12 protein-coding genes are annotated in these 20654 nt (G+C 68.5%); 6 read left to right on the forward strand and 6 right to left on the reverse strand.

Translation table 11 applies throughout. The features are described from left to right. Positions 1–289 precede the first annotated feature (289 nt). From ABD093_RS05455 to ABD093_RS05470, 4 genes are all read right to left on the reverse strand, one after another. Positions 290–979 carry a FadR/GntR family transcriptional regulator gene (locus ABD093_RS05455; RefSeq protein WP_343922977.1) on the reverse strand — a complete coding sequence of 230 codons (690 nt, stop codon included), beginning with the start codon at positions 977–979 and terminating at the stop codon, positions 290–292. Between the two features lie 75 nt (positions 980–1054). Then, positions 1055–2431: an MFS transporter gene (locus ABD093_RS05460; protein ID WP_343922979.1), complete on the reverse strand. Its 1377-nt coding sequence runs from the start codon at positions 2429–2431 to the stop codon at positions 1055–1057. Between the two features lie 86 nt (positions 2432–2517). Further along, entirely contained in the window at positions 2518–3735 is a 1218-nt protein-coding gene (gene manD, locus ABD093_RS05465; protein WP_343922981.1) for a D-mannonate dehydratase ManD, read from the reverse strand. After that, entirely contained in the window at positions 3732–4730 is a 999-nt protein-coding gene (locus ABD093_RS05470; RefSeq protein ID WP_343922983.1) for a 2-hydroxyacid dehydrogenase, read from the reverse strand. Before ABD093_RS05470 ends, manD begins: the two co-directional genes overlap by 4 nt. 371 nt (positions 4731–5101) lie before the next feature. Between ABD093_RS05470 and ABD093_RS05475 the strand changes: the two genes are divergently transcribed. Together ABD093_RS05475 and ABD093_RS05480 are read left to right on the forward strand one after the other, a co-directional pair. Then, positions 5102–8251 (forward strand): DEAD/DEAH box helicase, encoded by a 3150-nt coding sequence (locus tag ABD093_RS05475; protein WP_343922985.1) that lies wholly within the window; start codon positions 5102–5104, stop codon positions 8249–8251. Between the two features lie 105 nt (positions 8252–8356). After that, the gene (locus tag ABD093_RS05480; protein WP_343922987.1) at positions 8357–9964 is read left to right on the forward strand and encodes a homing endonuclease associated repeat-containing protein; all 1608 of its coding nucleotides are present in this window, start codon (positions 8357–8359) and stop codon (positions 9962–9964) included. Between the two features lie 75 nt (positions 9965–10039). Here the strand turns inward: ABD093_RS05480 and ABD093_RS05485 are convergent, their stop codons facing one another. Continuing rightward, the gene (locus ABD093_RS05485) at positions 10040–10228 is read right to left on the reverse strand and encodes a hypothetical protein (protein ID WP_343922989.1); all 189 of its coding nucleotides are present in this window, start codon (positions 10226–10228) and stop codon (positions 10040–10042) included. Positions 10229–10470: 242 nt separating this feature from the next. On the opposite strand from ABD093_RS05485, the gene ABD093_RS05490 reads away from it, so the two are divergent. Further along, the gene (locus ABD093_RS05490) at positions 10471–10680 is read left to right on the forward strand and encodes a hypothetical protein (RefSeq protein WP_343922990.1); all 210 of its coding nucleotides are present in this window, start codon (positions 10471–10473) and stop codon (positions 10678–10680) included. Positions 10681–10820: 140 nt separating this feature from the next. Further along, positions 10821–11897, forward strand: coding sequence for a helix-turn-helix domain-containing protein (locus ABD093_RS05495; RefSeq protein ID WP_343922992.1), 1077 nt, complete (start codon positions 10821–10823; stop codon positions 11895–11897). A 78-nt stretch (positions 11898–11975) separates the two neighbouring features. Here ABD093_RS05495 and ABD093_RS05500 read toward each other — a convergent pair whose 3' ends face one another. After that, positions 11976–15161: a GH92 family glycosyl hydrolase gene (locus ABD093_RS05500; RefSeq protein ID WP_343922994.1), complete on the reverse strand. Its 3186-nt coding sequence runs from the start codon at positions 15159–15161 to the stop codon at positions 11976–11978. A 321-nt stretch (positions 15162–15482) separates the two neighbouring features. Between ABD093_RS05500 and ABD093_RS05505 the strand changes: the two genes are divergently transcribed. Beyond that, positions 15483–16451 carry a hypothetical protein gene (locus ABD093_RS05505; protein WP_343922996.1) on the forward strand — a complete coding sequence of 323 codons (969 nt, stop codon included), beginning with the start codon at positions 15483–15485 and terminating at the stop codon, positions 16449–16451. Between the two features lie 258 nt (positions 16452–16709). Next, positions 16710–20651, forward strand: a complete 3942-nt coding sequence (locus tag ABD093_RS05510; RefSeq protein ID WP_343922998.1) for a GH92 family glycosyl hydrolase — start codon at positions 16710–16712, stop codon at positions 20649–20651. Positions 20652–20654 lie beyond the last annotated feature (3 nt).

The raw sequence follows: 20654 nt of genomic DNA on the forward strand, positions 1-20654 counted from the left end.
CTGGGCTTCCTCACCCCCACCGAAGCGTTCGCTCGACTCATTGCCGGCGAACCCCATGTTGCTTCGACGCCTTGACACCACCCGGTCAGGGGGTGAGGGAACGGTTCCTAGACCTCAGCGCCCGCTTCTGCCGCTCTGCTAAGCGATGATCTCCTGGCTCGTGCGGTTGTCCTCCGCCTCGGTATCGGTCTGGAACTCGAGCACCGATACTCGCTGCTTTTTTAGCGTCTCGAGAACCTGCGGGGGTGGCGCGGAAGAACACCCTGTGAGTGCTCGTCGCACGCTGAGCTCACGCCCCGAACAGATCCCCCCGCAGCTCGCCCATCATGGCAGCCATGGCGTCGTGCGCCCCTCCGCCGTCCCGTCCATGCACCAAATGGGCCACGTCCAGGTGCGCGGAGATCGCCTCGGGACGGGGGAACCGGGGCATCAGCCCGCCGTGGGTCCGCCCGCGTAGGGTCTCGGCGAAGACGTCCTGCAGCGCCGAGAACAGCTCGTTCCCGCTCGCCTCGAGAAGGAGCGAGTGGTACGCGATGTCCACGTCGAGGAACGACTCCAGATCACCCGCGGCGCCCAGGCGCGCGAGCTCCTCGGCCAGCGCGACCAGCCGCTCGCGCTGCGCGTCCTGCGCATCGCGAGCGGCCGCGCCCGCCGCCATCGGCTCGATGGCCGTGCGCAGCTGGGTCAGGGAATCGAGCTGCTCTTCGCGCTTCGGGCCCTTCAGGCGCCACCCGATCACTCTCGGGTCGAGCAGGCTCCATGCGTTCTGTGGCTGGACGACGAGCCCGACTCGGCGCCGGGCCACCACGAGGCCCGCGGCCTCCAGGGATCGCATGACTTCCCGGGCTACCGTGCGCGAGATGTCGAACGTGGATTGGATGCCATCGAGCCGCAGGATCTCGCCGACGGGCAAGATGCCGTCCACGATGTCCTGAGCGATCGTTTCGACGACCGCGCTGTGCAGTACTACCGCTGGCATCAGCCCTCCGATTTCTCGTCGATGATCTCATGGCGACCCCCTGCACTGGCGCCGAGAACTCATGAGTGGCTGGTCCTATGCGCGCACCCTGGGGCGTGCTTCGCCCTTCTTCGCGTCGGTGGGGATCGTCAGATCCCGGTTCACGGTCTCCGGCGCGGTAAGAGTGGCCAGGAACGACACGAGCATCGTGAGGGCCATATAGATCGCCACGGGGATCCACGAGTCCATGAACAGCCCCAGCAGGGCCGAGCCGAGCAGCGGGGCGATGCCGCCTCCGATCACGGCGGAGATCTCCCGTCCCAGCGTCACACCGGAGTACCGGTAGCGGCTGCCGAAGAGCTCGGGGAGGTAGCTCATGTGGACGCCGACGACGCCCTGCGCGGCGAACATGTACCCCAGGATGATGATCGCCATGATCACGACCCGTGACCCGGAGTTGAGGCCGGGGAACACGATGAACGGTGTGACGACGAGGATTCCGCACAGCACCAATGTCATCCTGCGCCGACCGAAGCGGTCGGAGAGCCAGCCGGTGGCGAATGCCGCGAACGCGGCTGCGATGGAGGCGACCAGCTGCACGGGCGGGATGAACGTCGTGCTCACGCCCACGACGGCCGCGAGGTAGCCGATGAGGAACACCTGGTACATGTAGGACTGCGTCGACACGCCCCAGTTCATGAGGATCACGCGCAGCACGCTCGTCCTGCCGTGCTTGGCGACGACCTTGAGCGGGGCCTGGCCCGTGACGTCGACCGTCTCCTTGAGCTCCTCGAAGACGGGGCTCTCCGCCATCTTCGATCGGATGACGGCGGCGGCGATCGTCACGACCAGGCTGCTCCAGAAGACGGCGCGCCAGCCCCAGGTCATCAGCAGGTCCTCAGGAAGCTGCTGAGCCAGCACCCACGCGCCGGCACCCAGGACGCCTCCCAGTGCGGCGCCCACCATCACGAAGGACGACAGCTTGCCACGGTGCCCCAGAGGGGCCGTCTCGGTGAGCAGCGTCGCGCCACCGGACTGTTCCGCGCCGGCGCCGAAGCCCTGCAGGAAGCGGCACAGCACGAGGAGGATCGGCGCGAAGATCCCGATCGACCGGAAGTCGGGGATGCACCCGATGGCGAAGGTCGCACCGCCCATCAGGAACAGCGTCGTCACCATGACCCATTTCCGGCCGAGCTTCTCCCCGTAGTGCGAGAAGAAGAAGCCGCCGAGGGGTCGTGCAGCGAATCCCACGGCGTAGGCGCTGAAGGATGCCATGAGCGCGGCGACCGGAGAGATGTCCGGGAAGAAGAGCGGCCCGAAGACGAGGGCCGACGCCGTGCCGTAGATGACGAAGTCGTAGTTCTCGAGCATCGTGCCGATGAGCCCGGCGAGGGCTGCCCGCCGCACGTTCTTCGGGTCCGAGGGCTGCATCTGGTCGTGCGGTATCGCGGTTTCTGTTGCGGTAGTGCCCACTGTTCCAATCCTCCTTGAATGGTCCGCCAGCGGCGGAGGGACATGCTCTGAGGCTCAGGTCGACGACTGCGTCGCCCTGAGCGCGGTCACCAGTCGGTCAACGTGCCGTCGCGGCGGCGGGCAACGGGTAGGTAGGCCTGCGAGTAGGGGAATCGGGCCGCAGCCTCCTCATCCACCTCGACGCCCAGGCCTGGGGCCTCGCCGGGATGGAGCATGCCGTCGGCCAGTGAGTACGTCGTGCGGAACACCTCCGACGTCACGTCGGGATAGCCCATGTGCTCATGGATGCCCAGATTGGGCGTCACGAGGTCGAGGTGGAGACTCGCCGCCATCGTGATCGGGGAGATGTCCGACGGTCCATGGGGCGCGACCTGCACCTGCCAGAGCGCCGCGAGGTCGTTGATCCGCCGGGCATGGGAGATGCCGCCGGCGTGCATCACCGACGTGCGGATGAAATCGATGCTCTGACTCGTGATGAGGTCCTTGCAGTCCCAGATCGTGTTGAACACTTCGCCGAGGGCGAGTGGCGTCGTCGTGTGCTGGCGGACCAGCCGCAGCGCCTCCTGGTTCTCTCCCGTCGTCACGTCCTCGAGCCAGAACAGCCGGACGGGTTCGAGATCCTTGCCGAGCTGCGCGGCCTCGATGGGGCGCAGACGGTGGTGTGCGTCGTGGAGCAGCTCGATCTCTTCGCCGACGTGCTCTCGGAGCGCGCTCAGCACACGGGGAGCGTGGCGCAGATATGCCCGGGCATCCCACATCTCTTCGACCGGAGAGCTGCCCCGACCTGCTGGTTCGTACGATTTCTGTCCGCGGTGGATTCCATACACCGTGTCCAGGCCGGGAACGCCGGACTGCGCCCTGACTGCTCGGAAGCCGCGGGAGAGCACCTCATCGACGGAGTCCTTCAACTCCTCGAGGGTCCAGCCGCTGGCGTGCGTGTAGCTGAGGATCCCGTCGCGCACCGCGCCGCCGAGGAGGTTGTGCACCGGCTGGTCGAGCACCTTCCCGCGGATGTCCCAGAGGGCGAGGTCGACGGCACCGATCGCAGCCATCGTGATCGGGCCGCGGCGCCAGTACGCACCCCGGTACAGGAACTGCCAGCAGTCCTCGATGCGGTCGGCATCCCGGCCGACGAGCAGCGGCGCCACGTGGTCACGCAGGTACGCGGCCACCGCGAGCTCACGGCCGTTCACGGTGGCGTCGCCCCACCCGACCACGCCGTCCTCCGTGGTGACCTTCAGTGTGACGAAGTTGCGGCCCGGGCTCGTGACGAGGACGTCGGCGGAGCGGATCCGGTTGCTCATCGCGCGATCACCACGCGATCGAGCGCTGCGCCCTCCGCGAGGCGGGCGATGTTCGCGGCGATGTCCCGTGCGCGCCCCTGGAAGGTCTGGGCGGTGACCCCTGATGAGTGCGGGGTCATGATGACGTTGTCGAGGGCCTCGAAGGGCTGTTCTGCGGGGCGGGCCTGGGGCCCGTCGGTCGGATAGGTGTACCAGGTGTCGAGCACGGCTCCGCCGATCCGGTTCTCCTTCAGGGCGTCGTACAGGGCGCCGGGCGCCACAACCGGACCTCGTGAGACGTTCACGAGGAGTGCGTCATCGCGCATCCGGTGCAGACGGTCCGCATCGATGAGCTCGCGCGTGGAATCGTCCAGCGGCAGGCAGAGGACGACGATGTCGGACGATTCGAGAAGGGCGTCCAGCCCGTCGAGCTGCGCGACGCTCACCAGGTCGCTGCCCACCTCATCAGGGACCTGGCCCGAGCGCGAGACGACCTGGGCGCGCGCACCGAAAGCACGGTAGCCCTGCCAGGTGCGCTGCCCGATGTGGCCGAACCCGACGAAGCCGATCGTCGCTCCCTCCAGCGAGGAGAGCTGTGCGCGTTCTGGCTCGTAGACCGGCGTTGCCCAACGGCCTGTGCGCAGCGCGCGATCCTGCTGCAGGATCTGGCGACGAAGAACGATCGTGGTCGCCACGATGTGCTCGGCGATCGATCCCTCGTGGTGGAACGTGTTGGCCACGCGAACGCCGGCCGGGAGTGCCTCCACGTCGATGCCGTCGTATCCGGCTCCTGCGACGTGCACGAGCCGCAAGGAGTCCGCGGCGTCGGTGAGCCCCTGCGTGAACTTCGCGCCGACGAGCACGTCAGCACCCGGCAGGGCTGAGGCCACGGCACTCTCGTCGAAACGATCGAGCCACGTGAACCGCGTTCCTGCAGGAGCGGACTGTTCGAGCAGCGTGCGGTGGGGGAGCAGGTTCGCATCTGCCACCACTACGGAGAGGGTCGAGAGCGTCATCTGTGGAACCTTCTAACTCATCATCCCGGCGACTGTGCCGGAGGTCGTGGTCGGGGTGCTGACGGTGTCGCACATGAAAGGTACTACCTTAGAGCTGTGAAACATAGCACCTTTGAGGCGATCTGTACCTAGCAGAGGGCGAGAAGTTGTCGACGGCAGAACCGAGGGAACGGGGCCGGTAGGGCAGGCCGGCCGAGCCCGACACGTTGGGACCTCGAGCGCCGCTCACGATCTGCCGAGCCGTCGCGATGATTGCGCTGCCTGCGGGGATCGTGGTGGGGTAGCAGCACGGGGCGACCGGTCGTCGGGTCCCGAGAAGCTGCCGAGCTGCACAACGACCGTGCGCGCGGCACCAGGGAGGAGCCCGCAGGGTGGATGCGAGCACAGCAACGGACCCGAGCACGGTCACGGACTACTTCGCGCAGGTCCTGCGCCGCCAGCCGCTCGAGGAGGTGGCCTTCCAGCGCAGCACGGTGTACGTCGCGACCCCACGGGAGCAGATCGCCGAAGGCTCCCTGACCCCGGAGCACACTCAAGCTCTGTTCGACGCCCACGACCGGGAGGCCGAGCGCTCCAGGTCGGAGAAGGGCATGAAGAAGCCGCCCGATGAGTCGATCTCGGTGGCGATCTCGCTCGCCTCCGCCCCTGAACAGCGCGGATCCACCCAGCAGGGGATCCTGCTGCTCGCGGCCACGCTGAAACGCGACGGAACGCTGGAGCCGGATCTCGAGACCGGCACCTCCCCCTGGGTCCCGGCCGAGCGCCTGATCGCCCCGTCGGTGACTGAGCGCGAGGTGATGGTCGGGGCCCTCCGGGACTTCTGGGTGTTCACCCGCACCGAGCTCGGCGCTGAAGCCTCCCGCTGCGAGAGCGTTGCCGACGCCATGAAGCTCGCCCGGAGACTGTTCAAGAGAGTCTCGGGAACGTCGCTCGACGACTTCGCGGCGGAGCATGCCAAGGCTGATCGCACCGTCGAGCACGAGCTCTGCTACGTCCAGGAGCATGATCGGATCAATGCCGTCGGTGCCCTCCTCGACGTCTACGAGGCTCTGGACCGCGAGCTGGAGCTGCCTCCGATCCTCGAACAGATGATCACCGGTTGGGACGGCCCGCGGATCCCAGAAGAGCGGATCCACGTCGGTGACGGTCTGCTCTGGAACGCCCGCCTGGCCTGCGGCTCTATGAACGACGAGAACCCGCTCACCGCCTCGCAGCGTCGTGCGGTCCACGCGTTCCTCCAGGGCGGGGACGGCGAGGTCACCGCCGTGAGCGGCCCGCCGGGCACCGGCAAGACCACGATGCTGCAGGCGATCGTGGCGGGGATGATCACCCGTCGTGCCCTGGAGCGGGAGGACGCCCCGGTCATCGTCGGCACCTCCACGAACAACCAGGCCGTCACGAACATCATTTCCTCTTTCGACTCTGTGGCGAAGAAGGACCGCGGCGCCCTGGATCTGCGCTGGCTGCCCCAGGAGCGCGACGGCGGAGCAACAGAGGACCCGCTGCGCTCCCTCGCCGTCTACTGCCCCTCGAAGGCGAAGCTCTCCGCCGCGAAGAAGCAGCACCTCGTGGAGCAGAAGGATCGCAGCGAGCTCTACGCGGACTACAGCAGCCCGGACTACCTCGCCGCGGCCCGCGACCACTTCCTGGCCCGGGTGCACCGCTTCTTCGGCAGCATCGAGGATCCTGCTCGCGTCCAGGACTGGCTCCACGACGTGCTGACGGAGGTCGACGGCTATCGACTCGCCCTGCTGGGAGCCATGAATGCCGACGGCCGCTCTGAGGACTATCTGCAGCTGTGCGCCGAGGTGGAGGAGTGCACGCATCTGCGCGAGCTCGGCGCCCTCTCGGATCTTCGCGACTGCACCAGCCTCGAGGAGCTCGACGAAGCGCTCGACACGACCCTCCGCTACGTCGAGTTCTGGCTCGCCGTGCACTACTACGAGGTGGAGTGGCTGCTCGCTGAGCACCTGGACGAGAAGGAGCGGTGGAAGAACACGTGGGGCGTGGTGCGACGCGTCTGGCCGCAGGCGGCAGCCCTCACCCCCTGCTTCGTGATGACCCTCTACCAGGTTCCCAAGTACTTCGGCCGCTATACGAAGCCGGGCGACCCCAAGGGCTTCGACGTGGGCCGCATCGACCTGCTCATCGTCGACGAGGCCGGGCAGGTGGACACCCCGCTCGGCCTGCCGGCGATCGCGCTCGCCCAGCGTGCCTTCGTGGTGGGGGATGAGAAGCAGCTGGCACCGGTGTGGGCGCTTGACGAGGAGACCGACCGGGAGATCGCCGAGGGCGCCGGCGTCGAGGCGGGGGAGTGGGCAGACGATCTGCGCGAGCGCGGAGTGACTGCCTCCGCGCCCTCGAGCCTGATGCGGGCCGCGAGCCACGCCTCACGGTGGAGCTTCGGCAACGGCGAGCCCGGGTTGCTGCTGCGCGAGCACTTCCGCTGCCACCCCGGCATCATCGGCTTCAGCAACGACCTGCTCTACGACGGGCTGCTGGAGCCCAGACGTGCTGCGGAGGAGTCACTGCTCCACGGCATCCGTCCCGCGTTCGAGTGGATCGACGTGCCCGACTCCGAGGACTCCCGCCAGGGCTCCAGCCGCATCAACATGCCAGAAGCTCAGGCGATTGCCACGTGGATCGTCGAGAACTACGCGAGCTTCTACGACCTCTACCACCACCAGCAGCAGGACCCGGACAAGAAAGTCGACGCGGCAGCTCTCATCGGCGTCGTCACGCCCTTCCGCGCGCAGGCCGACGTCATCACTGACGAGATCCGCAAGGCGGCCCGCGCCGCGGACGCCGATGCGGAGCTCCCGACGAACCTCGCGGACAAGATCACCGTGGGCACGGCGCACCGACTGCAGGGGGCCGAACGGCCGATCGTCCTGTTCTCCGCCGTCTACGGCAGCGGCAGTCCCCAGGCCGGGTTCATCGATAAGAACCCCGAGCTCATGAACGTCGCCGTCTCCAGGGCGAAGGATCTGCTCGTCGTGTTCGCGGCGCCGAATCGCTGGGACAACGGCAAGATCTTCTCCGTGATGTCCCGCTTCGCGACGCGGGCGGCGAGGACCGAGACTGTCGAGGCCGAGGAGCCCGTAGCGTCCACGGACCAGACCGAGGGCGAGGCGCCGAGCATCGCCGTCCCGGACCCCGAGCGGCCCGAAGTGCTCCCGGATCCTGCATCCACGTCAGTACCCGAGGTGACCCGCCCGGCTGCGCCGGCCCAGAGCACCGCGTCCGCAGCGGCACAGCAGGGCACGCTGTCCACGGTGCTCGGCAGGTGGCGCGAGGCGGGAGAGCTCCATGAGGACGACGCTGACCTGGGCACCCCCGCTCTCAACCTGCGCCTCGCCGACGCCGGTGTGCTCGTCGGCAAACCGGGGGAGTGGGCGCCGACGCGGCTCGCCGAAGTGCTGGGCGTGCTGGAGGTCGAGCGCAGCACGTACACCTCTCTGGAGTACACGCCGCATATGCAGGAGCTGCTGTTGGGGCTGTATCGGGACGGGCGGTTCTGACGATCGTCTGACTCTCGAGCGCCGTGGCAGTTTCCGGTTCGTCCGTCGGACCCTTCCGACACACTCGTGCTATCAGATACGGCAGTACCGATGGGAGGCGATCCGATGACCACCGAGACGTTCTCCCGTACAGGCACCTCTCTCATCGACGACGCACCGCTGGACGCGGCAGGGCTCTCGGAAGATGGCATCCGACGTGCCCTCGACCTCAGCCAGCAGGGATTCCTGGCGAGTGAGATCGCAGAGATGCTCGAGGCCCGTCTCGACGATGTGGACGCCGCGCTCGGAGCGCTGGTTCCTGGCGGAGCGCTCGCGATTCGTACGGCATTGAGGCGCCGTCTGCGCGGCTGGCGCGGTGAGCACGGCGACGACACCTGGTCCGAGGCGGAGGCAGCCTTCGGCGTTCCTCATGCCCACGTGCTGCGCATGGTGCGGGCCCCGCGGGACCAGGAGGCGGGCATCGTCGAGCTGGGGGAGCCTGGCTTCCTCGATACCGTCCTCTCCGGGGAGGAGTGCGCCGACGCCCGGGCCGCACGCTGCGCGCAGCTCTACGCGTTCGGGGCGACCCTTCAGGAGGTAGGCGACCTCTTCGGGGTGACGCGCGAGCGGATCCGCCAGATTCTCGGGCGGAGCACGCCCTGGTCCAGCACTGACCTGAACGTCGCTGCGAAGGCGCTGCGTGAGGCTCGCCGACGGGAGCAGGAGGCTGCCGTGCAGGCGTGGTCACTTACCCATCCGGCGGCACCGATCGCAGCGTCCGTCGTGGAGCTCGGGCTCTCCGAGGATCAGGTGCGTGAGAAGCTCGGGCGGCTCAGGAGCCGGCACGAATCCACCTTCGCGACCAGCCGCACTCCGACGCGTCGCACGCAGGAGCAGATCATCGAAGATCTCCGCACCTTCTATGCCGAGACGGGAAAGCTCACCTGTCAGGCGTTCTCCGACTGGGCTCGTGAGCAGGACGTCCCGGGTCACCAGACCGCTGCGATCCGCTTCGGTACGTGGAACGAAGCGCTTCGCGCGGCAGGCGTCGCCGAGGCGACGGGTGCCCCGCGCAGTGCTTTCACCGACGACGACCTCTGGGCCGCCGTGATCTCTGCGGTGCGCGCGCCCGACGGCGGTACGACATATCGCGCGGTCTCGGAGTGGCTCGCAGCGCGCCCGGCGGCGCCGTCCGGAGTGCTCATCCGGCATCGACTGCGTGGACCGCATGCCCGGAGCTGGGTCGAGATCATCACGACCGCCCTGGAGGCGGTCAACGACCCGAGCGCTCTGGACCCGACCTGGGTCGACGCCGTGACGGCCACGCGTGATTGGGACACGCCGCGCGAGGAGATCACCCCGATCGAGCACATCCTAGAAGCGGTGCGGGAGCTCGGACCGATGGTCACCACGAACCAGTACCGTGACTGGGCGCGGGCGAACGGCCGCCCGACGATGCAGACCCTGCAGCGTCGCAGCGGAAAGGTCTGGTCCGAGATGCTCGCCGAGGCCGGAGGCACGCCGAACGCCTCGAAGGTCAAGGGCCGCAGCCGTGACGAGGTGGGGGAGTTCGTGGACCGGTTCCTCGACGATCGCCCCGAGGGGACCAGCAGCGAATACAGCGCGTGGGCTCCCGACCGCTCCGCACCGTCACTCTCCACCGTCGTCGATCGATTCGATTCCTGGTCCGCAGCGATCGAGGGCGCGCGCTCGTCGGGCCGGAAGGTGATCTGATCACGGCCAGTCGGCCTGGGTTCCACTGGTGCTTCACCCGACCGCGGAAGTCAGGCCCGGAGGTATGCCATCCGTTCAACCGCCGAATGCCAGGACGGTTCCGATGAGGGCGACGGAGAGCTCCTCGCCGGGGTACTCCTCGCGGATGTAGTCGACGGCGTCGAGATACTGCTGCTGGCTTTTCGGGCTGAGGGAGTCCCAGGCATGACGATCCGCGTCGGTGACGAAGTCCGGGTACTCGTTGCTCTGGTCGGTGCCGCTCATCAGTAGTCCTCCATCGTGACGCGTCGATCGGGGTGAGAGCAGAAGGTTCTCCAAGGGGTGCGACATTCGGCAGGTGGCCGCTCCTGCGTCTGGCCAGATGGGGGCTTCGATGGCGTCGGGCTGGGGCTGCTCGAACGCCGTCGCCCCACGGACTGTCTCCCGGCCCCGCTACGCTCGTTCCATGAGTTCCTCCCGTTGCCAACCCTGCCCGCCGGGCGGGGACAGCACTGGAAGGAACACCCATGGACAACACCCACGACTGGCCGCAGAAGAACCGGCTTCCTGAGGGGTATCAGCCGTTCACGAAGGCCGATCTGCTCGACTTCCTCGCCGAAGCAGGCGATCGTGACACCCCGATCTGGATCGACAACTACTGGCAGCCGGTCCGCGGGATCACGCAGCGGCCCATCGAGCTGATGGGTTGCTCGGAGGACGGCATCCACCTCGGGTAGAGCGGCGGGGGGAGGGACGACACCCTGGATCGGAGCGGCGCCTGGTGGTCCGCGCAACGTCACTGGCACCCTGGCGACCGAACACGTGGCTCCGTCCACAGGTGATTGGGATTATCCCAACCGAGGAGTACGGTCGAAAGATGACAACCATCGGAGGCCGTGTCCGCACTGCGATGCTCAGCGCGGGGATTCAGCAGAAGCAGCTTGCACAGCGTGTGGGGATGACTCCCGACGCGCTGTCCCGTGCGCTCAATGACCAGCGAGGCTTCGCGGCAACCGAACTCGCCGACATCGCTGTGGAACTCGACGCCGATGTCCACGAGCTCATCACAGGGGACCCGGATCCGCATCGGCTCGTGCTCTCCGCGCGTCACTCCTTCGATCACGAGACCGGATCGCGAAGCGTCGACGGCCTCGACGGTGACAGGGCGCTTCTTGCAGACGTGCGCCTCGCCTTCGCGCAGGCCGGGGACCTCCAGCCTGGCGCGGAGCTGCCTACCGACGTCGAGAAGGTCCGGCGACTTCTCCCCGAGGAGTTCGTGCGCACGTTCGTCGACCACCTCGCGGAGATCGAGGTCGACGTGGTGCGCATCGCGGGGCTCAGCACGGCCTACTCATCCACCGTCGAGGGCAGGTCCGTCATCCTGCTCCCGGAGAGTGGCAACTGGTTCTACGAGAACTGGTCGCTCGCCCACGAGCTCGGCCATCTGGCCCTCGGCCATGCGGGCGTCATCCCCGGCTCGAGCGAATTCGATGCGAGGGAGGGAGAGGCGAATGCGTTCGCCGCCGAGCTTCTCCTGCCCGAGGCGCGGATGCGGGAGAGGGCGTGGGATGAGGTCGGCCTGCGCACCGTCGCCGACGTGATCTGGGAATGGGGTGTCTCGACGGAGGCCCTGCGGCGCCGGCTGAGTGCCCTCGCGCTCGAACCGTCGCCCGAGGTCCAGGACGTGCTGACCTGGACCACGCAGAAGCTTCTGCGACGCCACTGGTCGGGAGCGAAGCTCGGTGACCCGATCACCCGGCGCATGACGGAAGCGGGCGAGCGCCGCTTCCCCGCCTGGCTCCAGGAGGCGCACCTCGAGCGGATCGCCGAGGGCGCGGTCGGCAAAGGAACGCTCGCGTGGATGCTCGGCGTTCCCGCGGAGACGCTCGAGGTCGACGAGCCCGAAGGCTCCACCGAACTCTCCGACAACGCGCTCGCCGCGCTGCTCGGGTGATCGGCGATGACCGACGCGCCCCTTCTGTTCTTCCACGACGCGTCGCGGTGGGGGCCGAGCCCCCTCACCTCGCGTCCGCTACGCCATCTCCGCGACCTGCGCCCCGTCGTCGGCGATCGCGAAGACGTGCAGGTTCTCGTTGCTCGGGAAGGTCACGGCGGCGATCTGCGTCCCCTCGGGCGGGGACCAGGCGTCGGTTGCGAAGAGATAGGTGGTGCTCGCCCCGCCGGAGTTGTGGTCCATCGTCGCGACCACCGTGTTGCCGTCGATCGGGGAGCCGTCCTCAGTCGGCAGCACCCAGTCCCCGAGAGCGATCGGCACCTCCTGTGTGGTGCCGTCGGTGAGCTCGACGGAGACCGTGTCGTCGACGTTGCCGTGGGTACCCACACCCACGAAGGAGATCGACTCTGCCGCGCCGGGCAGCTCGACCCGCTGCCCGTCGGCGGTCAGGGCGTTCGGACTGCCCGGGGCCACGTCGGGCCACGAGAAGGCCAGGCCGTGCACCTCATGTCCGGAGCCCGGCACGAGACCCGCGTCGGCCAGCGCCTCCTGCGACAGGCTGTTGCCCGACCCGTCGAGATCTCCCTGTGAGGAGCCGTCGTCCGGGGCGCTGCCGACGGTGTTGAATGCCGCTGTGAGCGACCCGGGCGGGGCGACGCGAAGCCGGATCGGCAGCGTCCTGACCTCGTCGGACCCCTTGCGACCCACCGTGAGCTCAACGTCATGATCCCCGACGGCGACCTCGTCGGAGACGGTGAGGTCGATATCGGCGACCACCTGCCCGGAGCTGTCAGGGCGCAAGGGCCGTGCCGTGGCGGAGATGCCTTCAGGAGCGTCCACGTCGACGGCCACTGGACGGTTGTTCCCGCCGAATGCCTGCACGGTGGTCGTGACGGTCGCGGACTCTCCCGGAGCGACGGTGCGGAAGGACGGAGTCGCCGTCGCGACGAGCTCGGATTCGCCCTCACGGAACGACGGCGGAGCCGCCTCCTCGCCGGTGCCCCAGCCCTGATCCGGGGAATCCGACATCGACATGTCGATGACGCCGCCCTCGGCGATCAGGTCCTCGGGCAGGGAGGTCCGCTCCCACGGCTCCCCGTCGACCTCCATGCCGGCGATGTATCTGCCGCCCTCGGCGGCGCCCGGGGCGAGGATCTCCAGCTGGCGATCCTCGCCCAGGTCGATCGCGACCCGTTCGAAGCGCGGGGCGTTGAGGGTCAGCACGTCGGTGCCGGGCGTGGATGGGTACAGCCCCATCGCGGCCCACACGTACCACCCGGCCTGCGCACCGAGGTCGTCATTGCCGGGCTTGCCGTTCGGCGTGGGCTGGAACAGCTCATCGATGATGTCGTCGACGAGCTCCGAGGTGCGCGCCGGCTGGCCGACGTAGTTGTACAGCCAGGGCACACCGAAGTTCGGCTCGTTGCCGATCCACAGCTTCGGTGAACCGTCACCGGCGTTGTGCTCGGAGGTGAACTCGTCGAGCCGCGCGCTTGCCGCCTCCCTCCCGCCGAGCGCCTCGACCAGGCCGGCGACGTTCTGGGGGACCAGCCAGGTGTACTGATGGTCGTTGCCCTCGTCGAAGCCCTCCTGCCCGAAGCCTGATCCGCCGCTCGGCTCGATGAACTCCCCGGATTCGGAGCGGGCGGACATCAGATCGGTGGCCGGGTCGTAGATGTTCTGCCAGTACTGCCCGCGTGCCTGGAACTCGGCCGCGACCTCGTCCCGGCCGGTGGCCGTGGCCAGCTGCCCGATCGCGAAGTCGGCGATCGACCACTCCAGGGTCACCGAGGCGCCGACGATCCTGTGGTCGCCTCGGAAGTCCTCGGTCTGGGGGCCGTACCCGAGCTCGAGGTAGCTCTCGAGCCCGGGGCGCTGCACGTACCCGTCGGTGTCCGCGGGGGTCTGCGTGGCGCCCTTGATCATGTGGTCCAGGGCGGCGTCCACGTCGAAGTCACGGGCCCCGAAGGCGTGCAGGGACGCGATCAGCGGCACGGAGGAGTCACCCGTCATCTGCCCTGTCGGCTGATTCGCCACCGGCCATCGGGGGAGCCACCCGAACTGCTCCGCGTCGTTGACCAGGGACTGCGCCATGTCGGAGGCACGCTCCGGAGCGATGATCGCGTGGAGGGCAGCGAGCGAGCGGTAGGTGTCCCAGTCGGAGAAGTTGGCGTACTGGGTGTGGCCCGGGTCGACCTCGTGGATCTCGCCGTCGAAGCCGGTGTAACGCCCGTCGACGTCGTTGAAGGTGTTCGGATGCATCAGCGAGTGGTACAGCGAGGTATAGAACATCGTGGTGTCGGTGTCGGCCCCTCCGGAGACCTCGATCCTGCCGAGCATCTCGGCCCAGGCGTCACGGTTGGCCTGTTGGAGGGAGTCCACGTCCCACTCGGGGATCTCCTCGGCGAGGTTCGCCGCTGCCCCGGCTGCGTCCACGTAGGAGATGGACGACTTGACGGTGACCTCGGAGCCGGCCGGGAAGGTGAGCCAGGCGCCGGCCGCCTGCCCGGTGGCGGTCGCCTCGCCCGGACGGAGCTCGCCGTCCTGCCAGGTGCCGAAGTCCTCGACGGCGGTGTCGAACTCCATGACGAAGTGGGTGGTGTGCTGGTTGTCCTTCCCACAGAACCCGCCGGTGGTCACGGCACCGGTCACGGTGCTCCCGTCGACCTGCAGGTCGACGTCGTACACGCTGGCCTTCGAGCCGCCGGCGTCGAGGATCACCTGGGCCGGCTCGGCCTCCGGGAAGTCGAACGTCATGCCGGCGGAGCGGGTGGCGGCGAAAAGCTCGACGTCGATGTCCGAGTTCTCCAGCGTGACGGCGTACTTCCCGACCTCGGCGGACTCGGCGTCGTGCGAGAACTGCTCGGTGCGGTCCCATGGCGCCTCGCCGATGTCCCCGGTGACCGGGAGCAGCGGAAGGTCGCCGAACACGTTGCAGCCCGCCGCCGCGTGGGTCAGGCTGAAGCCGCTGATCTCGGAGTCGGAGTGGCGATAGCCCGCATAGGAGCTCGGGGTGTCGGGCGAGACCTGCACCATCCCGAAGGGCATCGACGGGCCGGGGAAGTTGTTGATCTCCCCGACCACGGCCCCCGTCGCCGCACCGGTGCCCACCATCGGGTCGACGTGGTCGAGAGGATCGTGCACCGCCGCGTCGGTCCCGCTCGGGGGAGGGGCCGCCGTCGCGGCGCCGACTGTCCCGCCGACGCTCAGCGCCAGTGCCGTCAGCAGTGCCGCGGCGCCGCGGGCCGTTCGTGATCTGGTCAAGGGTCTCATCGCGAATCATCCGCTCAGTTCGTGCCGGGCCGCTGTGCCCGAGCCACTGCGGGCCCGCGTCATCGCGAGCCTCCGGGTGACACCTCCCCACCCGAGAGCAGGGTTCCAGCCGCATGACAACCTTGTCAACAGGTGAGAAAGGGTGTTGACTCGGTGGCGTCCGAGGATGACCGCGCCGAGTGCACGCAGCAGATCGACCCAGGGCTGCGACGTCTCGGCGCGACCGTCGGACGTCCCGCAATCCCTCCGACGGCTGGGGTGATCGACGCTCCAGCCCGTCCCTCACGATGATGTGACGACGAAAGGACCGCCATGCGCTGGCGCACCGCACTCTCCACCACTGCCGCCGTAGGACTGCTCTCGATGGGCATCGCCCTGCCCGCCCACGGGGCACTGACCACGTACTGCCTGGGCACCGCTGCCGACGTGACCGTCCCCGGGGACCTGGTCGTCCGCGCCGACCAGTCCTGCGACCTGTCCGGCGTGACCGTGACCGGGGACGTCACCGTTCGAGCGGGGGCGGATCTGATCGCCCAGGGTTCCACGTTCGAAGGCAACCTCCGTGTGCAGGAGGATGCCTATCTCGACGCGAAGGGGTCGACCATCGCGGGCAAGCTGGTCCTGCGCTCGGCTTACGGCGCCTACGTCGAGGACGGTGCCGTCGCCGGCCGCACCGACGCCCAGGAGTCAGGGTTCCTCTACAGCCTGGGCTCGGAGCACGGCGCCAGGATTGTCGCGGCGAGCGGGGAGACCTATCTCGACGGGTCCGTGGTCCGAGGCGACGTCATCACGACCGACGAGCACCTCACGGACGTCTATGACAGCTGGATCACCGGCGATCTGAGCGTGACCGGCGCCGCTGAGGGCGGGCTGCTGTGCACCAGCGAGGTCGACGGCAATCTCAGCTACGCGGGCAGCGGGGGAGTGGTGCAGATCAGCGCCGGTGCACCGGTCGGACCCTGCGGCGTCAGCTACGTCGGCGGCGACGTCGCGCTGACGGACAACACGGACGGCGTGCTCATCAGCAGCACGATCGTCCGCGGCGACCTGCGCTGCGACGGGAACGACCCGGCCCCGACCGGCACGGACAACCGCGTGCGCGGAGCATCCGAGGGCCAGTGTGCCGAGCTCGCCGCGCCGGCGGACACCTCCGGCGGCGCCCGGCTCGCGCCGCAGCAGGTCGACGACCGCCGCGCCGGCGTCCTGGAGAAGGCCGGGGCCCGCGCCGCCGAGGGCGAGCGGGAGGCCGCCGCCGCGGGCAGCGCCGAGATCGGCGGCTGAGCCGCACCCGGCGATCGTCGTGCAGCCCGGAGCCCGTCCCTGATCAGGGGCGGGCTCCGGCTATGTGGCGAGGAATTCCGGGCAGTGGCCGAATCTCGACGAATCGGACATCTTTGGCAAGAGGGGTTCCCGGGGGTGACGTAGGTCGCTACCATCGCAGATGACATCGTTGTCAAAGGCGTGTCGGCACCGGAGCCCGCAGGGAGAGCCTCACCCATGGAGCACGGCGGCCGGGCACCTCATGAGGGGAACCACCACATGTCCAGGACCAGCAGCAGACGTCTTCCGCGCTCGGCCCGAGTCTCCCGAGCAGCCCTCGCGGCAGCGCTCATCCTCGGCCTGACGGTCCTGCCGCCGGCGGCCGCCGCGCCCAACGCACCGGACGCTCCGGGCACCACGTCCGAGGAGCCCGCACCGCGCTTCGCGACCTCGTACGAGACCGACGACCCGGAGCTCGACTGGACCGATCAGGCCGAGACCCGCCCCGACGGGACCCCCTGGTCCGAGAACATCGCCACCTCGTCGGTCCCCGGCGACCTGACCTCGCGCGTCAGCGCCGTGACCGCGAGTGCCGAGAACTCGCCGCAGGAATCGGCGGCGAAGGCGGTGGACGGGAGCTCCGCGTCGAAGTGGCTGGCCTTCGACTCCGCGGCCTGGCTGCAGATCGAACTCGAGGAACCGCTCGTGGTCGCCGACTACCTCCTGACCTCCGCCAATGACTCGCCCGAGCGGGATCCGAAGGACTGGACCCTGCAGGGTTCGACCGACGGCGCCACTTGGACCACCCTGGACACCCAGGCGGACCAGTCGTTCGACGGGCGCAGCTCCGCGAACACCTACGAGACCGACAACACCACCGCGTACCCGTTCTACCGACTCGACATCTCCGCCGTCGCCAGTGGGGACACCGTCCAGCTCGCCGAACTCACTCTGTCTGACGGCTCCGCCGAGGCCGATCCCGGAATGCAGGTCACGCCCGGCAGCGGCCCCGCCGCTGCGTACGCGTCGGCGACCGAGGTCGGATTCACCGGAGTGGGCTCCCTGCGCTACTCCGGCAGCACGACCTCCGAAGGCGGCGGCCACCACTGGCAGAAGCTGCACGACGTGGATCTCCCCATCGCCGCGGACACCGAGCTCAGCTACCGCATCTTCCCGGAGTTCGGGGGCGACCTGAGCTACGCCTCGACGAACGCCGCGATCGACCTCGCCTTCACCGACGGCACCTACCTCAGCGAGCTCGACGCGCAGGACCAGTACCGGTTCGACAGCTCACCCGCCGGGCAAGGAGAGTCCAAGGCCCTCTTCACCGACCAGTGGAACCAGCGCACGCTGCGGCTGGGCGAGGTCGCGGAGGGCAAGACCATCGACCGCATCCTGCTCGGCTACGACGCCGCCGTCGGGCCCGTCGGCTTCGCCGGCTGGATCGACGACATCGAGATCGCCGAACGCCCGGTCCAGAGCGAGGAGCGTCCCTCGGACTGGGTCGACACCCGCCGCGGGACCCATTCCTCCGGCGACTACTCGCGCGGGAACAATCTGCCTGCCACCGTGGTGCCGCACGGCTTCAACTTCTGGACCCCGGTCACGGATGCCAGCGCACTGAACTGGCCCTACTCGTATCACCAGGACAACGACGAGCAGAACCGTCCGCAGCTGCAGGCCTTCGCCGCCAGCCACGCCCCGAGCCCCTGGATGGGTGACCGACAGACCTTCCAGTTCATGCCTTCGACTGATGAAGGCGCCCCGGAGACCGACCGGGACGCTCGGGCGATGACGTTCTCCCATGACAAGGAGAAGGCCACCGCCCATCACTACAGCGTCGAGTTCGACAACGGCATGGTCACCGAGATGGCGCCGACCGACCACGCTGCGCTGGTCCGTTTCGACTTCCCGGAGGGCGACGCCTCCGTCATCTTCGACAACGTCGATGACGACTCCGGTCTCACGCTGAACGACGACGGCACCGTGTCCGGGTACTCCGACGTGCGCAGCGGACTGTCCGCCGGCGCCACGCGCCTGTTCGTCCACGCCGAGTTCGACCAGGAGGTGGTCGAGCAGGACGCCGAGGATGGGAACACCGGCTGGGTGCGGCTCGCGCCCGAGGCCGACGGCAGCGCCACGATGCGCATCGCCACCTCGCTGATCAGCCTGGAGCAGGCGAAGCGGAACCTGGAGCAGGAGATCGCGGCGGACGACACCCTCGACACCGTGCGCGACCGCGCGCAGGCGGCCTGGGACGAGAAGCTGTCGATCATCGAGGTCGAAGGCGCCTCGCCGGACGAGCTCACCACCCTCTACTCGAACCTGTATCGCCTCAGCGCCTACCCGAACTCGGGGTTCGAGAACACCGGCACCCTGGAGGAGCCGCAGTTCCAGTACGCCTCCCCGGTCTCGGACCCGACAGGAGAGAGCACCGAGACCGAGACCGGTGCGAAGATCGTCGACGGCAAGATCTATGTCAACAACGGCTTCTGGGACACGTACCGGACAGCCTGGCCCGCGTACAGCCTGCTCATGCCCGATGACGCGAGCGAACTGGTCGACGGCTTCGTACAGCAGTACCGCGACGGCGGCTGGGTCTCCCGCTGGTCCTCGCCCGGCTACGCGAACCTGATGACCGGCACCAGCTCCGACGCCGCCTTCGCCGACGCCTACACCAAGGGAGTCGAGCTCCCGGATCCGATGGGCACCTACGAGGCCGGCCTCAAGAATGCGACCGTCACCCCGCCCGGCAGCGCGACGGACTCCGACGTCGGCCGCAAGGGGCTGGGCACCTCCATCTTCCGCGGCTGGACCGATACCGAGGTCGGCGAGGGAACCTCCTGGGGGCTCGAGGGCGGCATCAACGACTTCGCCCTGGCCCAGCAGGCCGAGCAGCTCGCCGCGGAACCGGGGCTGAGCGACGCCGACCAGGAGCGGCTCCACACCGAGTCCGCCTACCTCGAGGCACGGTCGAACAACTACGTCAACCACTTCGATCCGGAGGCCGGCTTCTTCCAGGGCCGCAATGACGACGGCAGCTTCCGCTACGCGCCCGACGAGTACGACCCGAGGTCCTGGGGAGAGCACGACTACACCGAGACCAACGGCTGGAACTTCGCCTTCCACGCCCCGTTCGACGGGCAGGGCCTCGCGAACCTGTACGGCGGTCGAGAGGACCTGGCGAAGAAGCTCGACGAGTTCTACTCGACCCCGGAGACGGCCGGATTCCCCGGCACCTACGGCGGCACCATCCACGAGATGACCGAGGCCCGCGACGTCAGGATGGGTCAGTGGGGGTTCTCGAACCAGGTCTCCCACCACATCCCGTTCGCCTATATCGACGCCGGCCAGCCCTGGAAGACCCAGCAGATCACCCGTGAGGTGCAGTCGCGCCACTTCGTGGGCAGCGACATCGGCCAGGGCTATGCGGGCGACGAGGACAACGGGGAGACCTCGGCCTGGTGGCTGTTCACCATGCTCGGGCTCTATCCGCAGCAGCTCGGGGACGGCACTTACGCCGTGACCTCGCCGCTGTTCACGAAGGCGACAGTCCATCTCCCAGGCGGTGAGGACATCGTCGTCAACGCCCCCGAGAACAGCACCGAGAACATCTATGTCCAGTCCCTCGCGGTCGACGGCGAGAACCGGGAGCAGGCCTGGATCGACCACGAGACGCTCGCCGACGGCGTCGTCCTCGACTTCACGATGGGCCCGGAGCCCTCCGACTGGGGAGCGGATCCCGAGGACGCCCGTCCGTCGCCCACCACGGGCGATGAGCCCCCGGAGCCGCTCACCGATCTCCTGGCCGACCCGGCGCAGGTGGGAGGGGTCGAGGGCGCGGAGCAGGTTGTCGACGACGACTCGTCGACCCAGCTCGTCCTCACCCCGGAGGACGCCCTCACCTATCAGTCGGACACCCCGCGCAATGAGGTCACGATGTACACGCTGACCTCGGGCGACGACTCCGTCGGACATCCGACCGCGTGGGTCGTGGAGGGCTCGCGCGATGGCGAACGGTGGTACGAGATCGACCGCCGCGAGGGCGAGGCCTTCGACTGGGAGAACCAGACCCGGCCGTTCCAGGCCACAGGGACGCGCGGCCCGGGCACGTACACCCACTACCGGCTGCGGGTGCTCGAAGGATCTTCCGACGAGATCGGGCTCGCCGAGCTCGAGTTCTTCGACATCGACGTCGACCAGCCCGCCACCGAGAAGTAGGAG

Origin of the sequence: Brachybacterium tyrofermentans (genome assembly GCF_039526165.1) — a bacterium.
Taxonomy (GTDB): domain Bacteria; phylum Actinomycetota; class Actinomycetes; order Actinomycetales; family Dermabacteraceae; genus Brachybacterium; species Brachybacterium tyrofermentans.

What these genes read in the sequence shown, in the direction of transcription:
- manD (WP_343922981.1), bottom strand. Translation starts at nt 3,735, where the DNA reads ATGAGCAACCGGATCCGCTCCGCCGACGTCCTCGTCACGAGCCCGGGC.
- ABD093_RS05470 (WP_343922983.1), bottom strand. Translation starts at nt 4,730, where the DNA reads ATGACGCTCTCGACCCTCTCCGTAGTGGTGGCAGATGCGAACCTGCTC.
- ABD093_RS05495 (WP_343922992.1), top strand. Translation starts at nt 10,821, where the DNA reads ATGACAACCATCGGAGGCCGTGTCCGCACTGCGATGCTCAGCGCGGGG.
- ABD093_RS05480 (WP_343922987.1), top strand. Translation starts at nt 8,357, where the DNA reads ATGACCACCGAGACGTTCTCCCGTACAGGCACCTCTCTCATCGACGAC.
- ABD093_RS05490 (WP_343922990.1), top strand. Translation starts at nt 10,471, where the DNA reads ATGGACAACACCCACGACTGGCCGCAGAAGAACCGGCTTCCTGAGGGG.
- ABD093_RS05455 (WP_343922977.1), bottom strand. Translation starts at nt 979, where the DNA reads ATGCCAGCGGTAGTACTGCACAGCGCGGTCGTCGAAACGATCGCTCAG.
- ABD093_RS05485 (WP_343922989.1), bottom strand. Translation starts at nt 10,228, where the DNA reads ATGAGCGGCACCGACCAGAGCAACGAGTACCCGGACTTCGTCACCGAC.
- ABD093_RS05510 (WP_343922998.1), top strand. Translation starts at nt 16,710, where the DNA reads ATGTCCAGGACCAGCAGCAGACGTCTTCCGCGCTCGGCCCGAGTCTCC.
- ABD093_RS05505 (WP_343922996.1), top strand. Translation starts at nt 15,483, where the DNA reads ATGCGCTGGCGCACCGCACTCTCCACCACTGCCGCCGTAGGACTGCTC.